Origin of the sequence: Polaromonas hydrogenivorans (assembly GCF_040105105.1) — a bacterium.
GTDB lineage: Bacteria > Pseudomonadota > Gammaproteobacteria > Burkholderiales > Burkholderiaceae_C > Polaromonas > Polaromonas hydrogenivorans.
Genome location: NZ_CP157675.1, coordinates 2,818,057 through 2,836,189, shown reverse-complemented (window position 1 = coordinate 2,836,189; position 18,133 = coordinate 2,818,057). Strand labels below are relative to the sequence as shown.

General features: G+C 63.4%; 18 protein-coding genes and 1 pseudogene. 4 read left to right on the top strand and 15 right to left on the bottom strand.

Annotated features, from left to right (window positions below):
• Window positions 1-5 precede the first annotated feature (5 nt).
• The 9 genes and pseudogenes from ABLV49_RS13650 to ABLV49_RS13605 all read right to left on the bottom strand — a co-directional run bounded on the left by ABLV49_RS13650 (window position 6) and on the right by ABLV49_RS13605 (window position 9,194).
• Entirely contained in the window at window positions 6-728 is a 723-nt protein-coding gene (locus ABLV49_RS13650) for a phosphatase PAP2 family protein (RefSeq protein WP_349277173.1), read from the bottom strand.
• Complete coding sequence (locus tag ABLV49_RS13645; RefSeq protein ID WP_349277171.1) at window positions 725-1,528, bottom strand: polysaccharide deacetylase family protein; 804 nt, start codon at window positions 1,526-1,528, stop codon at window positions 725-727. Before ABLV49_RS13645 ends, ABLV49_RS13650 begins: the two co-directional genes overlap by 4 nt.
• Window positions 1,521-3,866, bottom strand: coding sequence for an MMPL family transporter (locus ABLV49_RS13640; RefSeq protein ID WP_349277169.1), 2,346 nt, complete (start codon window positions 3,864-3,866; stop codon window positions 1,521-1,523). Before ABLV49_RS13640 ends, ABLV49_RS13645 begins: the two co-directional genes overlap by 8 nt.
• The gene (locus tag ABLV49_RS13635; RefSeq protein WP_349277168.1) at window positions 3,866-4,501 is read right to left on the bottom strand and encodes a LolA-related protein; all 636 of its coding nucleotides are present in this window, start codon (window positions 4,499-4,501) and stop codon (window positions 3,866-3,868) included. Before ABLV49_RS13635 ends, ABLV49_RS13640 begins: the two co-directional genes overlap by 1 nt.
• The gene (locus ABLV49_RS13630) at window positions 4,498-5,484 is read right to left on the bottom strand and encodes an acyl-CoA synthetase (RefSeq protein WP_349277166.1); all 987 of its coding nucleotides are present in this window, start codon (window positions 5,482-5,484) and stop codon (window positions 4,498-4,500) included. Before ABLV49_RS13630 ends, ABLV49_RS13635 begins: the two co-directional genes overlap by 4 nt.
• Window positions 5,481-7,150 (bottom strand): annotated as a pseudogene (locus tag ABLV49_RS13620) (AMP-binding protein). The gene ABLV49_RS13630 and the pseudogene ABLV49_RS13620 overlap by 4 nt, the downstream one beginning before the upstream one ends.
• Entirely contained in the window at window positions 7,147-7,827 is a 681-nt protein-coding gene (locus ABLV49_RS13615; protein WP_349277161.1) for a hypothetical protein, read from the bottom strand. The pseudogene ABLV49_RS13620 and the gene ABLV49_RS13615 overlap by 4 nt, the downstream one beginning before the upstream one ends.
• Window positions 7,824-8,120, bottom strand: a complete 297-nt coding sequence (locus ABLV49_RS13610; protein ID WP_011800784.1) for a phosphopantetheine-binding protein — start codon at window positions 8,118-8,120, stop codon at window positions 7,824-7,826. Before ABLV49_RS13610 ends, ABLV49_RS13615 begins: the two co-directional genes overlap by 4 nt.
• A gap of 84 nt (window positions 8,121-8,204) precedes the next feature.
• Entirely contained in the window at window positions 8,205-9,194 is a 990-nt protein-coding gene (locus ABLV49_RS13605; protein WP_349277159.1) for an inositol monophosphatase family protein, read from the bottom strand.
• A gap of 169 nt (window positions 9,195-9,363) precedes the next feature.
• Here ABLV49_RS13605 and ABLV49_RS13600 point away from each other — a divergent pair, with 169 nt between their 5' ends.
• Window positions 9,364-10,191 (top strand): RNA methyltransferase, encoded by an 828-nt coding sequence (locus ABLV49_RS13600; RefSeq protein ID WP_349277157.1) that lies wholly within the window; start codon window positions 9,364-9,366, stop codon window positions 10,189-10,191.
• Window positions 10,192-10,200: 9 nt separating this feature from the next.
• Window positions 10,201-10,980 carry a serine O-acetyltransferase gene (cysE, locus tag ABLV49_RS13595; protein WP_349277155.1) on the top strand — a complete coding sequence of 260 codons (780 nt, stop codon included), beginning with the start codon at window positions 10,201-10,203 and terminating at the stop codon, window positions 10,978-10,980.
• Window positions 10,981-11,214: 234 nt separating this feature from the next.
• Here the strand turns inward: cysE and mog are convergent, their stop codons facing one another.
• Both mog and yjgA read right to left on the bottom strand, forming a co-directional pair.
• The gene (gene mog, locus ABLV49_RS13590; protein ID WP_349277153.1) at window positions 11,215-11,814 is read right to left on the bottom strand and encodes a molybdopterin adenylyltransferase; all 600 of its coding nucleotides are present in this window, start codon (window positions 11,812-11,814) and stop codon (window positions 11,215-11,217) included.
• Window positions 11,811-12,404 (bottom strand): ribosome biogenesis factor YjgA, encoded by a 594-nt coding sequence (gene yjgA / locus ABLV49_RS13585; RefSeq protein ID WP_349277151.1) that lies wholly within the window; start codon window positions 12,402-12,404, stop codon window positions 11,811-11,813. Before yjgA ends, mog begins: the two co-directional genes overlap by 4 nt.
• Window positions 12,405-12,425: 21 nt before the next feature.
• Here yjgA and pmbA point away from each other — a divergent pair, with 21 nt between their 5' ends.
• On the top strand, window positions 12,426-13,835 hold the full coding sequence (gene pmbA, locus ABLV49_RS13580; RefSeq protein WP_349277150.1) for a metalloprotease PmbA: 1,410 nt from the start codon (window positions 12,426-12,428) through the stop codon (window positions 13,833-13,835).
• Window positions 13,836-14,014: 179 nt separating this feature from the next.
• Window positions 14,015-14,821: a DUF4399 domain-containing protein gene (locus tag ABLV49_RS13575; protein WP_349277148.1), complete on the top strand. Its 807-nt coding sequence runs from the start codon at window positions 14,015-14,017 to the stop codon at window positions 14,819-14,821.
• Here ABLV49_RS13575 and ABLV49_RS13570 read toward each other — a convergent pair whose 3' ends face one another.
• The 4 genes from ABLV49_RS13570 to ABLV49_RS13555 all read right to left on the bottom strand — a co-directional run bounded on the left by ABLV49_RS13570 (window position 14,822) and on the right by ABLV49_RS13555 (window position 18,118).
• The gene (locus ABLV49_RS13570) at window positions 14,822-15,283 is read right to left on the bottom strand and encodes a GatB/YqeY domain-containing protein (protein ID WP_349277146.1); all 462 of its coding nucleotides are present in this window, start codon (window positions 15,281-15,283) and stop codon (window positions 14,822-14,824) included.
• 122 nt (window positions 15,284-15,405) lie between these two features.
• Window positions 15,406-15,618 (bottom strand): 30S ribosomal protein S21, encoded by a 213-nt coding sequence (gene rpsU / locus ABLV49_RS13565; RefSeq protein ID WP_011484193.1) that lies wholly within the window; start codon window positions 15,616-15,618, stop codon window positions 15,406-15,408.
• Window positions 15,619-15,733: 115 nt separating this feature from the next.
• Window positions 15,734-16,981 (bottom strand): NAD(P)/FAD-dependent oxidoreductase, encoded by a 1,248-nt coding sequence (locus ABLV49_RS13560; protein ID WP_349277144.1) that lies wholly within the window; start codon window positions 16,979-16,981, stop codon window positions 15,734-15,736.
• A gap of 144 nt (window positions 16,982-17,125) precedes the next feature.
• On the bottom strand, window positions 17,126-18,118 hold the full coding sequence (locus ABLV49_RS13555; protein WP_349277142.1) for a hypothetical protein: 993 nt from the start codon (window positions 18,116-18,118) through the stop codon (window positions 17,126-17,128).
• Window positions 18,119-18,133: the final 15 nt, after the last annotated feature.

Here is an 18,133-nt window from a genome sequence, read left to right as displayed (position 1 = left end):
AGGGGCTACTTTAGCAAATGCAGGGCTGGCTCTGGCGCAACGGGCAAGTCCGCTTGAGCCGCGCCTTTGGTGCGCACGCGGTAGCGCAACGACAGCCAGGCCGCGAGCCCGCCAAGCAGCAGGCCGGCTTCGATGTCCACGGCCACATGCTGGCGCGTGGCCAATGTGGAATAGACGATGGCGGTACACCAGGCGCCGTTGATCAGCAGCAGCCACCACGGGCTGCCCAGGCGGCGCAGCAGGTGGTGCAGCCAGACAGCCGAGAAAAAGGCGGTGGCCACATGCAGGGACGGGCAGGCATTGCCCGAGGCATCCATGTTTTTCAGGAAATGCATCTGCGGGTAGCGGCTCCAGTCGATGTCAGCGGCCGGTGCGGCCGTGGGCCAGACATAGAAAATGGCCAGCCCCGCCAGACAGGTCAATCCCATCGCCATGCCGTAGCCGTAGAGTTCTTGCCGCGTGGCCAGCAATGCGGGCGGTAGCGACACATAGACCCACAGCGACAGGTACACCGGCAGGGCCATCGGCTCAAAGCCGATCAGGCTGTCCAGCCAGGTTCTGGGCATCACCGTGATGGGATAGGCGGGGTGCTTGAGCAGGTAGAAATAGGCGCCGAAAAACAGGCTGATGAACAGCGTCGTGCCGATGCTTTTTACATAAAAATGCCGGGGGATGACCTCGGCAGCCTGCCGATACCACGGGGCGCGGCTTGCCGGGCGGGTCGTCAAGAGACGGCCTGGCGCAAGGTCACCGTGCGCAGCCGGGCCGCTGCGGCGCGCTCCAGCAGGGCCGGCAGCACGTCGAGAATCACCGGGGTGCCGCTGGCGGTACGTGCCGCATTGCCATCATGCAGCAGCAGGATGGCGCCGGCCCGCAAGCCCGGCAATAACTTGTTTTTGACGCGTTCGGCATCCTTGACCCGGGTGTCGAAACCGCGCGCCGACCAGCTGGCCAGGGTCAGCCCCAGTTGATGCAGCACCGGGTCGAGGAAAGGGTTGCGCAAGCCGGCCGGCGCCCGAAAAAACAGCGGACGCTGGCCGCAAACACGGGTCAGCGTGTCCTGGGCCGCCTGTATTTCACGCCGCATGCCACGCGGGCCCGTCAGGGAAAAATGATGGCGATGGTGCTGGCTGTGGTTTTCAATGGCATGGCCGCGACGGATGATCTCCAGGCATAGCTCCGGATAACGCACGGCTTTTTCGCCGATGCAAAAAAATGTCGCACGGGCGCCATACCGTTCCAGAACATCCAGCACCAGCGGGGTGACGACGGGATCGGGGCCATCGTCGATGGTCAGGGCGATTTCATTCCTGGCCGTCGCGGCGGCCGGCAGCCGGGTCCAGTTCGGACCCAGCCAGTGGCTGCGCGGCCACAGGCCGATGGCCGCCATCAGCAGGTGATTGACGACCACGGCCCCCAGCGCCCAGCGCCACTGTCCGGGCTCCAGGATGATGGCGGCCACGGCGAGCACATGCAGGGCGCCAGAGGCGCGCAGCAAGATTCCCGGTTGCCAGCGTGCATCAAGCATCGGCTTGCCGGGCGAAAATCGCTGAATACAGCAGTGCCAGGATGACGCCCGGTGCCACCGTGGCGCCCATGGCCTGCAGCAGGGACACCTCGGAAAACGCCAGCAGGCCAAAACCTGCGACCGTGGTGAGGTTGGCAAACAGCATCGAAACCAGGGTGCGCGGCGAGAGCGGCACGCCCGGATCGGGCCGGTCAAAAAACAGCGCGTAGTTCGATCCCACCGCGACCACCAGCAGCAAGCCCACCAGATGCAGAATGATCAGCGACTGGCCCAGCAGGGCCAATCCGGCCGTGACGGTAATCACCGCAGCGACCAGCGGCGCAATGACCCGGAGCACGCGCATCGGCGAGCGGAAAACCAGCAGCAGCAAGCCGACAATGGCGGCCACGCCACTGAGCGACAGCAGCACGGCTTCATGCAGATAGCCTGAATAGAGTCGGTCCGACTCGGCTTTCATGTCCACCAGCATCACATCGGCCAGACGGCTTGCGCTCAATGCCGCGCGAATGCGGGCCGCGTTGATGCTGCCGCCCTGCGTTGCGGTCAGCGGCAGCAAGGCTCGCCACTGCTGGTTTTTTTCAATCAGCAAGGCATCAATCGCCATGACCATGGAGGTTTTCTCAAGGTCGGCAGGCTTTAGCAAAGGCTGGCTGCGGGCAACTTCGACATCGGCCAGAAACGGCTTGAACACGGGTGCGCTGACCGGCAAGCCCTGCACCGCCTGGGTCAGGCGCGCTTCGAGCACTGCGGGCGGGGGCAGGCTGGCCTGGCGTGCCAGTTGTGTTTGGGTGCTGGGGAGGTAGCGGCTGGGGCTCTCGAACCCGGCCAGTTCGCCCTGATCGACCTGCGTTTGCAGCACTTCGGAAACCTGCTCGGACGAACGCAGGACGGCTTCCCGGCTGGTGCCGGCAACGACCACCAGATAGCGCACATCGGGCGCGCCCATGTCGGCGCGCAAGCGCTCGTCAAGCGCGACATCGGCCTGCGACACCGGGCTTAATGAAGATATCTTGTCGTTCAACAGGCTGCTGCGTTGGGCGGCCAGGATGCCGCAGGCCAGCAGCAGCAGCATGACCGCCGGCCAGCGCAGCGCCGGGGCGTACCGCGCCAGCCGGGCCAGCACCCGGCCGATGGCCGAGACATCATGGATGCGGAACTTTTCCGGCAGCAGATGCGGCAGTACAAAACGGGTCACCAGCGCGGCGGCGACCAGCCCGGCAATCGAATACAGGCCCAGTTGCGCCAAGCCCGGAAAACCGGACAGCAGCAGGGATGCAAACCCGACGATGGACGTCAGCACACCCAGGCGGATAGTGGGCCAGAAGCGCTTGACCCAGTCCTGCTGCTTGTCCGCGCCTTCTTCGGATTGCACGAACAGGTAGATGGAATAGTCCACCGCTTCGCCGATCAGGGCGGTGCCGAATCCCAGGGTGATGCCGTGCACCGACCCAAACCCCAGGCTGACCGCTGCAATGCCGGCCAGCGCGCCGCTGATGACCGGCAAATAACCCAATGCCAGCGCGCTGAATGATCGGTACACCAGCAGCAGCAGCGCCGCAATCAGGACCACGCTGATGAGCGACAGGCGGCTGACCTGGCTTTTGATGGTGTCGCGCGAGGTGACTGAAAACACGCCGGGGCCGGTCATCACCAGCTTGGCAGCCGCCGTGCCGCCGGCTGCCGTGTCAAACGCCTGCTGGATGGCGGCCATCGCGCCTTGCTGGGCATCGGTGTCGGAGCCTGCCGCGCGTGTCTGCAGCAGCAGCAGGGCGCGCGCGCCATCGCGCGAGGCCCAGGCGCCGTCCACCAGGTGCGGCCGGCTGCCGCTGTTGAGCTGCTCCAGCAACTGCACCATTTCGCCGGTCGGGTCGCGCGGCAGCAAGCCCTTGGCCAGCAGCCCGGCCGGCGAGGCGAGCAGGTCGATGCTGTCGCTCAAGGCGGCATGCAGGCCGTCGGCGCTGAATCGCGCGGGCGTCACGGTAGGGCTCAGCAGGTAACGGTGCTTGAACAGGAAAGCCTGGTCGAGCCCGGTGTTCACGGGCTCGCCATTGTTGACGCTGACAAAAGCAGGATCGGCGCGCAGGCGCAGGGCGATTTGTTTGGAAAGCGCGGCGCGCGTGGGCGCGTCGGCGCCTTCAATGCCCACCAGGATCAGGCGCGACGCCAGGCCGTCACGCAGCTGGTCCATCAGCAATTGCTGCTCGGGCGTGGGCGTTCGAGGCAGAAATGCCGACAGATCGGTGGTGAAGGTCGTGCGGCTGATGATGGCGCCGCAGCCCAGCAAGAAGGCCAGCCACAGCGCAATCGCCGTCATGCCATGGCGGCGCGTCCAACCCATCACGGCGTCGCCAGCTTGTCGATGTTCATTACGGAGCGGTCACCATCGGCCTGGGTGATTTCAATGCTGCGCACCTGATCGCGAACTCCTGCAATCGTGATGCGCTGGATGACGGCCTGCATTTTTTCATCCAGCGGCAGCAGTTGCAGGCTCCAGCGTTCGGCGCTGCCATCCAGGCTCAGCCGGTAGCTGCGTTCCAGCGCCTTGCGGTCGCCGGCCAGGGTGCCGCGAATGCTGTCGATGAAGGCCGCCAGTTCCGGGTAGGCCTGCAGCTGGAGTCGGTGTTTTTGGCGACCGCGTTCGATGAGCAGTTCATCGCCGTTCACGATCATGGATTCCGGCTTGGGCTTGAGCGTGCGTTTCTCCAGCCCGTCCGGCGCGGTGTAGAGCAGTTCGCCTGAGGATTCGACGGGTTTGTCGAGCACGGCGATGTATTTTTTCTCGACAAAAGTGGCATGGCCGGATTTGTTCTGCGCCAGCGAGTCCATCAATTGCTGCAAGTCCCAGGCCGCGAAGGCTGCCGGGCTGAACGCCGCCAGTGCCAAGCCCATCGCCCATGCAGTCAATTGCACGGCGCGGCGCGGCAAGCCAGTAGCAAAGAAGGGAAGTTGGGGCAATTCAGGAGAAAGCTTCATGTTTCAGGGGTTTCTGCGGAGGGGGTGAGGGTTCGCGGCAATCGAGGCGCGCCAACCTGCCAGAAGTCAAAAAAGTTGAACCAGTTGTAGGGCGCGCTGTAGCAGTACTGCTCCATCAGCGCAGCATAACGGGTCATGGCGTCCTCCACCGCCAGCGTCCGGCCGCGCGGCGGCAAGGCGGAGAAATCGGCCAGCGCCTCAAAGTGGATGTCGTAGCGGTTGCCGCCCCGGTACAAGCCTGTCATGAACAAGACCGGGCGTTTCATGATGGCCGCCATGCGGAAGGGACCAAGCGGCAGTTCGGCTGGATCGCCCAGAAAATGGATGGGGCGGGTGTCATCATTGCCCAATGAGCGGTCTCCGAGCATGCCGACGATGCTGCCTTGCGCCAGCAGCTCATGCGCCTGGATCATCGAGCCAATATGGCCCAGGGCGATGATGTCCTGCTGCGCATTCGGGTTGATGGCGCTGAGCGTCGCGTTGATCTTGCGGGCGTTTTCCTCGTACATCATCATGGCCACGCGCAGGCCGGGCTGCTTGCGGCCGAGTGCCCGCAGCACCTCGAAGCTTCCGAGGTGCGCGCCGATCAGGAAAATGCCCTGGCCGTCGGCCAGGATATCGTCCACCAGAGACTGGTTGTGAACGCGTATATCGAACAGGTCGAAGCGGTCGTTGAGCAGGTAAATCCGGTCATGGACCGCCGCTGCAAAACTGAAAAAATGCCGGAACAGATGCAGCCACCCGACTGCGGCGTTTGATGGCAGCTTGAGCACGCGGCGCAAATAAAGGCCCGACATGCGGCGGGCTGCCGGCGCGAAGGCCAGGAAGTAGGCTGCAATCCCGTAGAGGACGACGCGGCTGGCCCTTCGCCCCAGCCGTAGCGACAGCCAGGTCATCACGCGCAGCATGAACAGGCTGCTGCGCTCGGGATTTTGTTGCCATTGCGCGCTTGCCGACGCTGTGGTAGGGCGCGCCGGTTTCATGGCGCCAGTGGCACCACCAGTGTGCCCGTGGCTATTTTTCGGCTTCCGCACGCAATGTCGAAGCGCACGCTGCCCGAGGCGGAAGAGGTCCAGGACAGGCTCAGGGTCTCGCCCGGACCCACCGGGCTGAGGAATTTGGCGGAACTGATCTGGCAAATCGCAGGGCTCGATGCGGACGCACCGAGCGCTTGCGACACGGCATGGACAGCGGCGTCGAGCAGCACCACCCCGGGCAGGATCGGCATTCCGGGGAAATGCCCGGCGAAAGCCGGGTGGTCCGGTGCGATGAAAAGCGTGGTTTCACCGCTCATGGCTTGTCCCTTCTGCGGTGATGACGCGCCAGCGTTTCCAGCGCGCTGCGCGGTAATTTTCCGGTGCTGTTGCGCGGCAGCGACTCCAGCAGCACCAGCGGCCGAGGCATGAACATGGCGTCAATCCGCTCGCGCAGCGCCGTCCGCAGCTGGGCCGGCGTCAGACCGGGGGCGACCGCAAAGGCGGTCAGGCGTGTGACGTGGCCGCCGTCGCCCTCATCGGGCATGAAAAACGCCCCATCAATCACGCCAGGCACCGCATTGAGCTGATGGTTCAGGTAACCGAGGGAACTGCGCTTGCCGGCGATGTTGATCAGGTCGGCGGTACGGCCATGCAGGAGAAAGCGTTCGGCATCCAGCAGTTCAAGCTCATCGCCCAGCGGCATGGCCTGCGCCAGATGCCCGCCCGAAGCCCAGACGCGGCCTTCCAGTGGGTGCAGCGTGACATCCGGGAACAGTGTCCATTCAAAAGTTTGCGTGGTCCGCCGGGACGCGATCTGGCCGGTTTCGGTCGAACCGTATATCTCCAGCAGCGGCGCCTTCAGACCCGCCTCTGCGGCCAGCGCCAACTGGGGCGGCAGAGGCGCCGTTGCCGTCAGCACCAGGTCGGCCACGGGTAGGTCCAGGCCGGCGGCCAGCAAGACCTTCAAATGCACCGGCGTGGTCACCAGCAGGCGGGGACGGGCCGCCGCAGCCAATGCCGAGCAGATGTCAGCCGGGTAAAACGGATGCGCCGCACTCATGATGGCGCCGCTTTGCAGGGGGAGCAGCACCGAAGACTCCAGTCCAAACATGTGCTGCGGCGGCACCGTGGCCACGATGCTGTGGCGCCGTCCATCGAGCAGGCCCAGGCGGGCGGCTTCGGCACGCACGCTCAGCACCAGCTCGCCCCAGCCTTTGCGGTGTGCCACAGGCAGGCCGGTCGAGCCGGAGGTGAACAGGATGGCGGCCGTTTGCGATGCCGGAATCAGGGGAATGTCGCTGGGGCCGGTTTGCGCGTCAGCCGGTGCGCGGGCTGGCACGGCATCTGCCCAGGCGAGCTGCGGCAGGGCTATGGCCATGGCCTGGTCCGTCAGGCAAAACACATCCGGCGCAAAGCTTTTGACCTGGCGCATCATCTCCGGCGTGAGCGTGGGCGGCAGCAGGCTGATCTTGCCGGCCAGCAAGGCGGCGGCCAGGCCGACGGCAAACCGGTAGCGGTCGGTGCAGACATTCAGCACATGCCGGCCGGCCGGCAATGCGGCGGCAAGCTGCCTGACATCGGCCAGGAAATGCGCCACGGTGATGGGCTGGTCATGGCCGCAGGCGATCAGGTCTTCAGCCTGCGCGTGCGTGACGAGAGGAAAGGCGGTCATGGCTGCTTGCAAGGCGCTGCAGTGCCTTTTGAGGAGGATTGCCGGTAGGCCCGAATCGCCTCCAGCGGCCCGGCCCGGTCTGCGGCTGGCAGGACATAGCAGCGTGCCGCGTATTCCCCCGCGAACATCAGCACCAGCAAGGGAATGCCCAAGAGATAGGCAAACGCCGACCAGACCTGGACAGGAGCCAGCCAGAACAGCAACAGCGAAAGCCCTGCTATGCCACCGAAATACAGCGTCCAGGCCCAGGTGGCAGCGCGGGTGTAAGCCCTGAGCGCAGGGGAAAGGGTGCCCTGCAGCAGGCTGGCAAAGCGCGAGATCATCGGCGTTTCGCCGTGGCGCAAAGTCAGGCCGAAACTGGCGCAAAGCAGCCCATAGGTGCCTGCATGCTCCAGCAGGAACACCCAGTTGTAATGGGTGATCAGCCAGTCCTTGCTAACGTAGAGCAAAGCGCCAGCCGCCAGCCAAAGCGGCAGCATGAACCCGCGCCGGTCCGAGCGCCATGCCATCAGAAATGCCAGCCCGAGCATGGGCGTGACGGCGACCACGGCGCCCCACAAATCATGCGTTGCCGACGTAGCGGTCAGATGGGAAAGCAGTGCGTAGCCAACGGCCAGAACGCCGATGAATCCCCAACGACAGGCTTGCCCCAAACGTGTCGCCAGCGAGGTGCTCACTGGGTCCGGTGGGCCGCTATATGGTTGCCCAGGCTGCGCAGCGAATGAAAAATCGCGTGGTTGTCTTCCTGGTCCGCGCGCAACTGCAGGCCGTAGCGTTTGGACACCACCAGCGCGATTTCAAGAATGTCGATGGAATCCAGGCCCAGTCCGTCGCCATACAGGGGCTCGTCAGCCTGCACGTCGGCTGCGGCAACTTCCAGATTCAAGGCGCTCACGACCAGTTCGGCGACTTCAAGCAGCAGGGCCGCATCAGCCGGTGTGGACGAAGCCTGGAGGGTGGGTTCGGACATAAAAAGAATCAATCAAGAGGGATGAATGGCGGATTGCCCATCTCCGGCGCAGGCACGCCGGAGATGCTGATTTTAAAAGCCGGCTTAGAGGGGCGCGTCAGGCGTGATGGTATCGGCCACCGGGGGCCTGATTCTTTTGGCCTTGAGCGTGGGTTTTTCACTCACGGCGGGGCTGGTTTTTTCGCTGCCGTCGGTGCTTTCGTCCGCGCTGGCTTCAGTCCTTGAATCCTGCAGGGCCTGGCGCACCGTGGCCTTGTCGCCGGCGCCGGCGAACTTGCTGTACTTGCCCAGCGTGCCCACCAGCTGGCCGTAGATGCGCGGGTTGCCGGCAACGCATTCGCCGTGCTCGATGAAGTCGGCCTCGCCGGTGAAGTTGCCGATCAGCCCGCCGGCTTCGGTGATCAAGAGCGAGCCCGCCGCCACGTCCCAGGGCTGCAGGCCGGTTTCAAAAAAGCCGTCGGTGAAGCCGGCAGCGACATGCGCCAGGTCGAGGGCGGCCGCACCCGGGCGGCGCACGCCGGCGCACTGGCTCATGACTTCGCCGAGCATGTTCAGGTAAGGCTTGAGCTTGTCGCCGGGACGGTAGGGAAAGCCGGTCGAAATCAGGCATTCCTGCAGGCGGGTGCGCTTGCCCACGCGGATGCGGCGGTCGTTGACGTAAGAACCCCGGCCCTTGCTGGCGCTGTAAATATCGTTGCGGGTCGGGTCGTAGACCACGGCCTGCTCGATCTTGCCGCGCACCGACAGCGCGATGCTGACGCAGTAAAACGGAAAGCCGTGGATGAAGTTGGTGGTGCCGTCCAGCGGGTCGATGATCCAGACGAATTCGGAGTCTTTCGCACCATGCTCGCTGCCCGATTCCTCGGCCAGGATGCCGTGGCCGGGGTAGGCCGTCAGCAGGGTTTCGATGATGGCGGCTTCGGCGGCCTGATCGACTTCGGTGACGAAATCGTTGGTCTGCTTGAGCGAAACGCGAACCGCCTCGACATCAAGTGCGGCGCGGTTGATGAGGGCGCCGGCGGCGCGCGCAGCCTTGACGGCCACATTGAGCATGGGATGTAGATTGCTGGACATAGAGGTTAAGAAAGAGCGGGCAGGAACTGCAAAACCGCGAACCGAGAACTGGAAACCAGCGGTGGCGGGGAGGCGACAATATCGGATTTTACCGGCTTCGCCCGTCCCGGCCGCAATTACCTTGAGCGTTAGGGTTTTCGGCTGCGGCGCTGGACCCCTTTTTATTCCCATGAAAACCCGCTTCATCCTGATCAACACCAGCCACGCCGGCAATGTGGGCGCCACCGCCCGCGCCATGAAAACCATGGGCTTTGACGACCTGGTGCTGGTGGCGCCGCGCTGGGCCAATGTGCTGCGGCGCGAGGAAACCATCCAGCGGGCCAGCGGCGCGCTTGACGTTTTGAACAATGCACGGATTGTCGAGACGCTCGATGAAGCGCTCGACGGCATGGCGCATCTGTGCGCCACGGCCATGACGCCGCGCGATTTTGGCCCGCCGACGCGCGCGCCGCGCGCGCATTTCGCCGAGTTGCTGGGGCAAAGCGAGGCGCTATTAAAACAGGAGCTGGATACGCCCGTCCATCCTGCGCAAAAGCCAGATTCTGTTGCTTTTTTGTTCGGTTCCGAGCGTTTTGGCATGCAGAACGAGGATGTCTATCGCTGCCATGTCGCCCTGAGCATCCCGACCGACCCGAAATTCGGCTCGCTCAACCTGGGCGCGGCGGTGCAGCTGATTGCCTACGACTGGCGCGAGGCGCTGGGCGGCTTTGGCGTGCAGGCGGCGATTGAAGAACCCCGGCTGGCCGACGCTGCCGCCGTGAGCGGCATGCTCAAGCACTGGGAAGAAGCGCTCGTCGATATCGGCTTTCTCGACCCGGCATCGCCCAAGAAGCTCATGCCGCGCCTGAACCAGCTGTTCAACCGCGCGCAGCTCAGCCCTGAAGAAATCCACATCCTGCGCGGCGTGGCCAAGGCCATGATGCGGCATGCGCCCGATAAAACGTTGCCGGCTGCGGACAAGCTGCCAGCGCCAGCGGATACCCCGACCAGAGCCTAAACTCCCGTCATGTTTTCCAGACTCCGCTCCGACATCCAGTGCATCCTTGAACGCGACCCGGCCGCCCGCACCCGCTGGGAGGTGCTGACCTGCTACCCCGGCGTGCATGCCGTCATCCTGCACCGCTGGGCGCACGGGTGCTGGACGCATGGCTTCAAGTGGCTGGGCCGGTTCATCTCGCACCTGGCGCGCTGGTTGACGGGTATCGAAATCCACCCCGGCGCCAAAATTGGCGAACGCGTGTTTTTCGACCATGCGATGGGCGTGGTCGTCGGCGAAACCGCTGAAATCGGCGACGGCTGCACGATTTACCAGGGCGTCACGCTGGGCGGCACCGCGCTCTACAAAGGAACCAAGCGCCACCCGACGCTGGGAAAGAACGTGGTGGTCGGTGCCGGCGCGCAGGTGCTGGGCGGCTTCACTGTCGGCGACGGCGCCAAGATCGGCTCGAACGCCGTGGTGGTCAAGCCGGTGCCCGCCGGCGCGACGGCCGTGGGCAACCCGGCCCGGGTGATCCAGGCCGGTGCCGATGTCAAGCGCGAGCAGGTCGCCAGCCAGATGGGGTTTTCAGCCTACGGCGTGACGCAGAACGACGACCCGCTGAGCCAGGCCCTGCGCGGGCTGATTGACAACGCCTCCGGCCAGGAGCACCAGATTGCGCTGCTCTGGCAGGCGATTGAAAAGCTCTCCCATCCGAAAAGCCCCGGTCCGCAGGATTGCGTTCCCAAGGATGCCGCGCTGCACGAAAATTTCGAGGCCGACAAGCTCAATCAGCTGGTGGGCAAGTAGCGCACCGATAGCGGCTGCGCTTGGTTGCTATGGTTTCAATAGCTGCTTGCGCCCGTCCAGTGTGCGCAAAAGCACTATTTCACCTGATTAGATACATAGCTCAGACTAAAACCGCTTGTCATTCCCGCGAAGGCGGGAATCCAGGGTTCTCAAGGCGCTTGGCTACTGGATTCCCGCCTTCGCGGGAATGACGGCTTTCATACTTGTCTGAGGCAGGTAGCTAATCAGGCTATTTCATGCTTGTTTCGGCGCGCGAATCGCGTTCTTGGGCCGGAAGGCCTTGCAGACCTCGCCCTTGGTTTCCAGATAAGGCCCGCCGATCAGGTCGATGCAGTAAGGCACGGCGGTAAAAATACCGGGCACCACCGATTCGCCCGCCTCGTTTTTCAGGCCTTCCAGCGTTTCGGCAATCGCCTTGGGCTGGCCGGGCAGGTTCAGGATCAGGCTCTGGCCGCGAATCACCGCGACCTGGCGCGACATGATGGCCGTCGGCACGAATTTCAGGCTGATCTGCCGCATCTGCTCGCCAAAGCCGGGCATGTGCTTGTGCGCCACGGCCAGCGTGGCCTCGGGCGTCACATCGCGCAGCGCCGGGCCGGTGCCGCCGGTGGTCAGCACCAGGCAGCAGCCCGCATCGACCAATTCGATCAGCGTGGCGCTGATGCCCGCCTGCTCGTCGGGAATCAGGCGCTCTTCAAACGTGATCGGGTTGCGCAGCGCGCGCGTCAGCCAGTCCTTCAAGGCCGGCAGTCCCTTGTCCACGTACACGCCGCTTGACGCGCGGTCGCTGACCGACACGATGCCGATTTTGACCGGATCAAAACCCTCGCTCATGCCCCGGGCTCCTGCGCCATGGCCAGCTTGACCAGCTGGAAAATCTCGCGGTAGGCCTTGCCGTGGCGCGGCGCCTCGCCCGGTATTTCAGGCTTGGCAATGTCCTTGCGGGCCTGGCGGATCAGCGCACGCAGCTGCTGCGAGTCGGTGGCGGGGTAGTCGGTGAGCCACTGGCTGAGCGCGTCGTCCGAGGCAATCAGCTTGTCGCGCCACTGCTCGGCCAGGTGCAGGGCCAGCGTCAGGTCGGCCGAGCCGTTGGCCTGCTCGTCGATGGCCGCGCGGATCGGCGTCATGTCCAGTGGACGCATCAGCTTGCCGATGAATTGCATCTGGCGACGCCGGCCTTCGAAATTGGTGATGCGCTTGGCCTGCGCCAGCGCGTCGAGCAGCTTTTCGGGCAGGTCCAGGCGCGCCATCAGGTCGGCGCGCAGGGTCAGCAGCGCTTCGCCGAGCGCCTGCTTTTCGCCGGCTTCGGCCTTGAGCTGGGTCTTGCTCGGCGGCCCGACTTCTTCGAGGGCAATTTCTTCGGGTTTCACGAACCGGCCGTTGGACCAGTAGCCTTTGATGGCCTTGGGTGTCTTGATGTTCATAGGGCTTAGTATCATAGCTATATGACCCAAAAAAATTCCGCTCGTTCTTCTCGCACCGCTTCCCGCGTTAAAACCACCCAGCCCGAGGCCGGTTTCAGCTATGCCCGGGGCTTTTTTGAAGACCTGGTCGATGCCGCACTTAGCCATGCCAAGAAGCTGGGCGCCACCGATGCGGCCGCCGAAGCCTCCGAAGGCTGCGGCCTGTCGGTCAGCGTGCGCAAGGGCGAACTGGAATCGGTCGAGCGCAACCGCGACAAGTCGCTCGGCGTCACGGTCTATGTCGGCAAAAAGCGCGGCAATGCATCGACCAGCGATTTTTCCAAGGCCGCCATCCAGCAGACCGTGAAGGCGGCCTATGACATCGCCAGCTTCACGGCCGAAGACGAAACCTCGGGCCTGCCGGACGAGCAGGACATTGCCCGCGAACACCCGGCGCTGGACCTGTTTCACCCGTGGGCCATCACTTCCGAAGAGGCGGCCCAGCTGGCCCTGCAATGCGAGGCCGCCGCCATGGGAACGTCCCGCCTGATCACCAACAGCGAAGGCGCTGGCGTCTCGGCCCAGCAGAGCCATTTTTTCAGCGCCCACACCTCAGGCTTCCGGGGCGGCTATGCCAGTTCGCGGCACAGCATTTCGGTGGCGCCGATTGCCGGCAAGGGCAAGCAGATGCAGCGCGACGCCTGGTACAGCTCGATGCGCGATGCGAATGAACTGGCCCACCCCGAGGCGGTCGGCCGCTATGCCGCCGAACGCGCGCTGGCCCGCCTGAAAGGCCGGAAAATCCCGACCGTCGAGTGTCCGGTGCTGTTCGAGTCGCCGCTGGCGGCCGGCCTGCTGGGCGGCTTCGTGCAGGCCGTCAGCGGCGGTGCGCTGTACCGCAAAAGCACCTTCCTGGCGAACAGCCTGGGCAAGCTGGCCTTCCCGAAACACATCGACATCAACGAAGACCCGCACCTGCTCAAGGGCAAGGGCAGCGCGCCGTTCGATGAAGAGGGCGTCAAGACCAGCGCCCGTCAGGTGGTGGAGGCCGGACGCGTCGCCGGCTATTTCCTGAGCACCTATTCAGCGCGCAAGCTCGGCATGCGGACCACCGGCAATGCCGGCGGCTCGCACAACCTGACGCTCACCAGCCGCAAGACGAAGGCCGGTGACGACCTGGACGCCATGCTGCGCAAGCTGGGCCGGGGGCTGTTCGTGACCGAGTTGATGGGGCAGGGCGTGAACTACGTGACCGGCGACTATTCGCGCGGCGCTTCGGGCTTCTGGGTCGAGAACGGCGAAATCGCCTTTCCGGTGGAGGAAATCACGATTGCCGGCAACCTCAGGGACATGCTGCTGGGCATTCAGGCCGTCGGCGCCGACACCTACAACTACGGCGCCAAAACCGTCGGCTCGATCCTGGTCAACCGGATGAAGGTGGCCGGGTCTTGAGCGTTTTAAAACCACTGCCGCAGACCCTGCGGCGGCAGTGGCCAAGCCTGTTCACAAGAAATCATCCGGGCTGTTTTGCTCGCCATGAAAAACTGTAAATAGCTACCAGCGTATTGCATTCCTGGTAAAAAAATGTAATCTCCCTGCTCACATATGTTTGTGAGCACAGGGGAATCCAATTGGCGTTAAAACACACACTGGCTGCGGGCCTTGCCGCTCTTTGCCCACTTATTTGCCTGGCGCAAGCCGGTCCAGCGCCTGCCCAGGCGCTTTATACATGGCAAGCCGCTCCATCCCGGAGCACGGCCGAAGCCTATTTCACCAACCTGCAGAACGGCGCGAAGATTGAAACGCCTTTTCGCCTCGCGTTTGGGTTGAGCAGCGGCTGGGGACTGGCCCCGATCAGTGTTCCGCAGGGCGGAAAGAGCGGTCACCATCATCTGTTGATCAACCGCGACCTTCCCCTCGACTTCAAGAAGGCCTTGCCTTTTGATGACCAGTACATGCACTTCGGAAAGGGGCAGATGGAAACGGTGCTGATGCTGGAGCCCGGCACCTACACCTTGCGCCTGCTGCTGGCGGATGACAAGCACCTGCCGCATTTTGTTTACAGCAAGCCCCTGAAGATCACGGTCACGCGAAAAAACAAGGACATTGATCCGCTGACTCTGGTCAGCAAGGGAATCAGTCTTCCGAACATCGCCCCTGATGCCAGGCTCAAGCCGCCCTTCAGCGTGCAATTTCAGGCTTCAGGACTGAATGTGGCCCATGTGAGCCAACAGCAAAAAGACACAGGGCATTTCCGGCTGACGGTGACTCCCAAAAACGGCGGCAAGCCAGTAGAGATGGATTTTCCCAACGGCCAGACCGAAACCCGGCTGGCGCCGCCAGCGGGTGCCTATGTCCTGAAGCTTGATTTCATGGACAACACGAATATGGGAAAAACGCTGACTGACTCGGTGTCCACGCCCGTGCGCGTGGAGTAATTAAGAAGCCAGCGCAGCCTTCACCGCCGCCGACACCTGGCCCATGTCGGCTTTGCCGGCCAGCTGGGCCTTCACCGCGCCCATGACCTTGCCCATGTCGGCCGGACCCACGGCGCGGCCCATCTCGGCGGCCAGCGTGGCGACGATGGCCTTGACTTCGGTGGTGACTTCATCAGCGCTCAGGCGGGCCGGCAGGTAGGCTTGCAGCACCAGCAGCTCGGCCGCTTCCTTGTCGGCCAGATCCTTGCGCTCGGCCTTTTCAAACGCTTCAATCGAATCCTTGCGCTGCTTGATCAGCTTGTCCACGATGGCCACGGCCATCACATCGTCCACCACCACGCGCTCATCGACTTCCTTTTGCTTGATGGCCGACAGCAGCAGGCGGATGGTGCCCAGGCGCTCGCTGTCCTTGGCGCGCATGGCGGTTTTCATGTCTTCGGTGATTTGTTCTTTGAGGGTCATGGCAGGGCTCCTTGAGGGATGCTGATAAGAAAAGATGAAATGTGGCGCTTGAGAAAACAAAAAAGCCCGCAGAGCGTCCTCTTGCGGGCTTGAGCTGCCGTGAGGCAAGTACTAACGATTGATCAGTACAGCTTCTTGGGCAACTGCATGGCGCGAATGCGCTTGTAGTTGCGCTTGACGGCGGCTGCCTTCTTGCGCTTGCGCTCGGCGGTTGGCTTTTCGTAGAACTCGCGCGCGCGCAAGTCGGTCAGCAGGCCGAGTTTTTCGATGGTTCGCTTGAAGCGGCGCAGAGCGACGTCAAAGGGTTCGTTGTCTTTTACGCGAATGGTGGTCATTGATGAATTGATCCAAAAGATGCACCTTAATTGATCTGATCAGGATCAGGCCAGGTGCGGGTTTGCTAGCAAAGCCTAAGATTATAGCAGTCTGGAAATCAGACCCAACTGCGCATCATACAGCCAGTTCAACCCGCCGCGCCGCCAGCGCCTGCGCGCAGGCAAAACCCGACGCCCAGGCCCACTGGAAGTTGTAGCCGCCGAGCCAGCCGGTCACATCGACCACTTCGCCGATGAAGTACAGCCCCGGCTGTTTCGACTCCATGGTTTGGGATGACAGGTCGCGGGTATCGACACCGCCGACCGTGACTTCGGCCTTTTTATAGCCTTCCGAACCGTTGGGCGTGAGCTGCCAGTCGCCCAGCCGCTGCGCCAGCGCCTGCAGGGCCTTGTCGGTGGCGTCGCTGATCGGGCGCTGCAGGGCCGGGTCTTCGCTGACCCAGGCGTCGGCCAGGCGGCTGGGCACCAGGCTGGCCAGTTCGTTGGCAATCAGTTTGCGGGATGTTGCCTTGGCGCGCAGCAGCAGCGCGCTCAGGTCGGTGCCCGGCGCCAAGTTGACCCGGACCGGCTGGCCTTCGCGCCAGAAGCTTGAAATCTGCAGCACCGCCGGACCGCTCAGGCCCCGGTGCGTGAACAACAGGTCTTCGGAAAATACCACGGCCTTTTTGCGCTGCTTGGGCGTGGCGTCCGGTGGACCGGTTTCGATTTTCACGGGCAGCGCCAGGCCGGCCAACTGGGCATACGGCGCCCAGCTGTCGCCCTCAAAGGTCAGCGGCACCAGTGCGGCCCTGGGCTCGACCAGGCGCAGGCCGAACTGTTTTGCGATACGGTAGCCAAAGTCGGTCGCGCCGATTTTCGGAATCGACAGGCCGCCGGTGGCAATCACCACCTGGGGCGCTTCGATCAGCCCCCGGCTGCTCTCTATTTTATAGCTGGCAGTGCCCGCCTGCTCTGCGCAAAACATGCTTTTGATGCTGCAGGACTGCCAGCGCGTGACCTGGCCGGCGTCGCATTCGGCGAGCAGCATGTTGATCACGTCTTCGGCCGAACGGTCGCAAAAAAGCTGTCCCTTGTGCTTTTCATGAAAGGGAATGTCGTGGCGCTGCAGCAACTCGATGAAATCCTGCGGCGTGTAGCGCGACAGGGCGGAGCGGCAAAAGTGCGGGTTCTCGCTCAGGAACTGGGCCGGCGTGGCGTCACGGTTGGTGAAGTTGCAGCGTCCGCCGCCCGAGATGCGGATTTTTTCGGCCACCTTGTCGCTGTGGTCCACAAGCAAGACCTTCAGGCCCTGCCGGCCCGCCTGGCCGGCGCAAAACAGCCCGGCCGCGCCGGCGCCTATCACCACTACATCAAATTTATGCATCAAACAAGCCTTCTGCGCAGGCTGGGCGGGAGCAGGCAGCTATGGAAAATATAGCGTTCCGGCTGCGCCTCGTTGCTGCGTCTTTTGAAACACGGGAGTGTAGCCGTGCGCTGGCCGCGACGCCCGTTTCACCGCTTCAGGCCGTCACTGTTTGACGATCACCGGCTGAATCGTGAAAACATTGGCGTTTTTCGGCTCCACCGTCACGCGCACCCAGTGAATCAGCGGGCTGCCGAAGGTTTGCAGGCGCGTCAGGTTGGCCAGCAGTTTGGTGGGGCTGTAGAGCGGCTTGTCCATCTTGAAGAAATGCGTGTCGCCATGCATCAGCAGCACCTGGCCGGGGAACTGCTCGGTCTCCTGAACCACGCTGTCGATGAAGCTGCGGTAGCCGCTGAAGCGTGGCGCCTGGCTTTCGTCCGTGTCTTCGGTTTCGGGCAGGTCAAAGCCCGGGTCGGCCTGGATCACCAGCACCAGGCCGCGCGCTTTTTTTGCCTTGGCTGTCTTGAAGGCTTGCTGCATCCAGCTGACGTTGGCGGCGTCGCGCTCCAGGTACTCGGCGTTGCCGGCTTCGCACTGGGCGGGGGTGCGTGCGCTGACCTTGGCGCAGTCCCTGTCGTCCAGGATTTTGTTGTTGTTGCTGCCGGGAACGTTCAGCGTGGCAAACACGATGCCGCGATGGCTGAAGCGGGTGTTTTCAACAAATTTCTCGCCGGGCTGACCCTGGTGCGCCAGCGGCATCTGGCGCTGGCCCAGGCTGGCGGCGGTGGGGAACATGGTCTTGCGCAGGTGGGCCAGGCGTTCGAGTCCGTCGTAGCCGCCATTGTTCAGCCGGTGGCAGTCGGTCCATTCGTTGTCGCCGGGCACATAGACCACGGGTTTTTTCATCTGGCCGAACATGCTAAGGGCCGACTCGTAAATGTCATCGGTGCATTTGGAACTGCCATCCTTGATGTCGCCGTCGTAAATCGAGAAGGCGATGTCGGACTGGTTGATGCTTTTGAGCAGCGCCGGGATTTTGGGCTCGTCGTCCGCCTTTTTGTAAGGCATGTCACCCCACAGGCCGAATGAAAAGGTTTGGGCCTGGGCGCAACTCAGGCTCAGGGCCAGCAGCGCGCCGGCAAGAAAACGGGTTGACATCGCAAGCCTCCATCT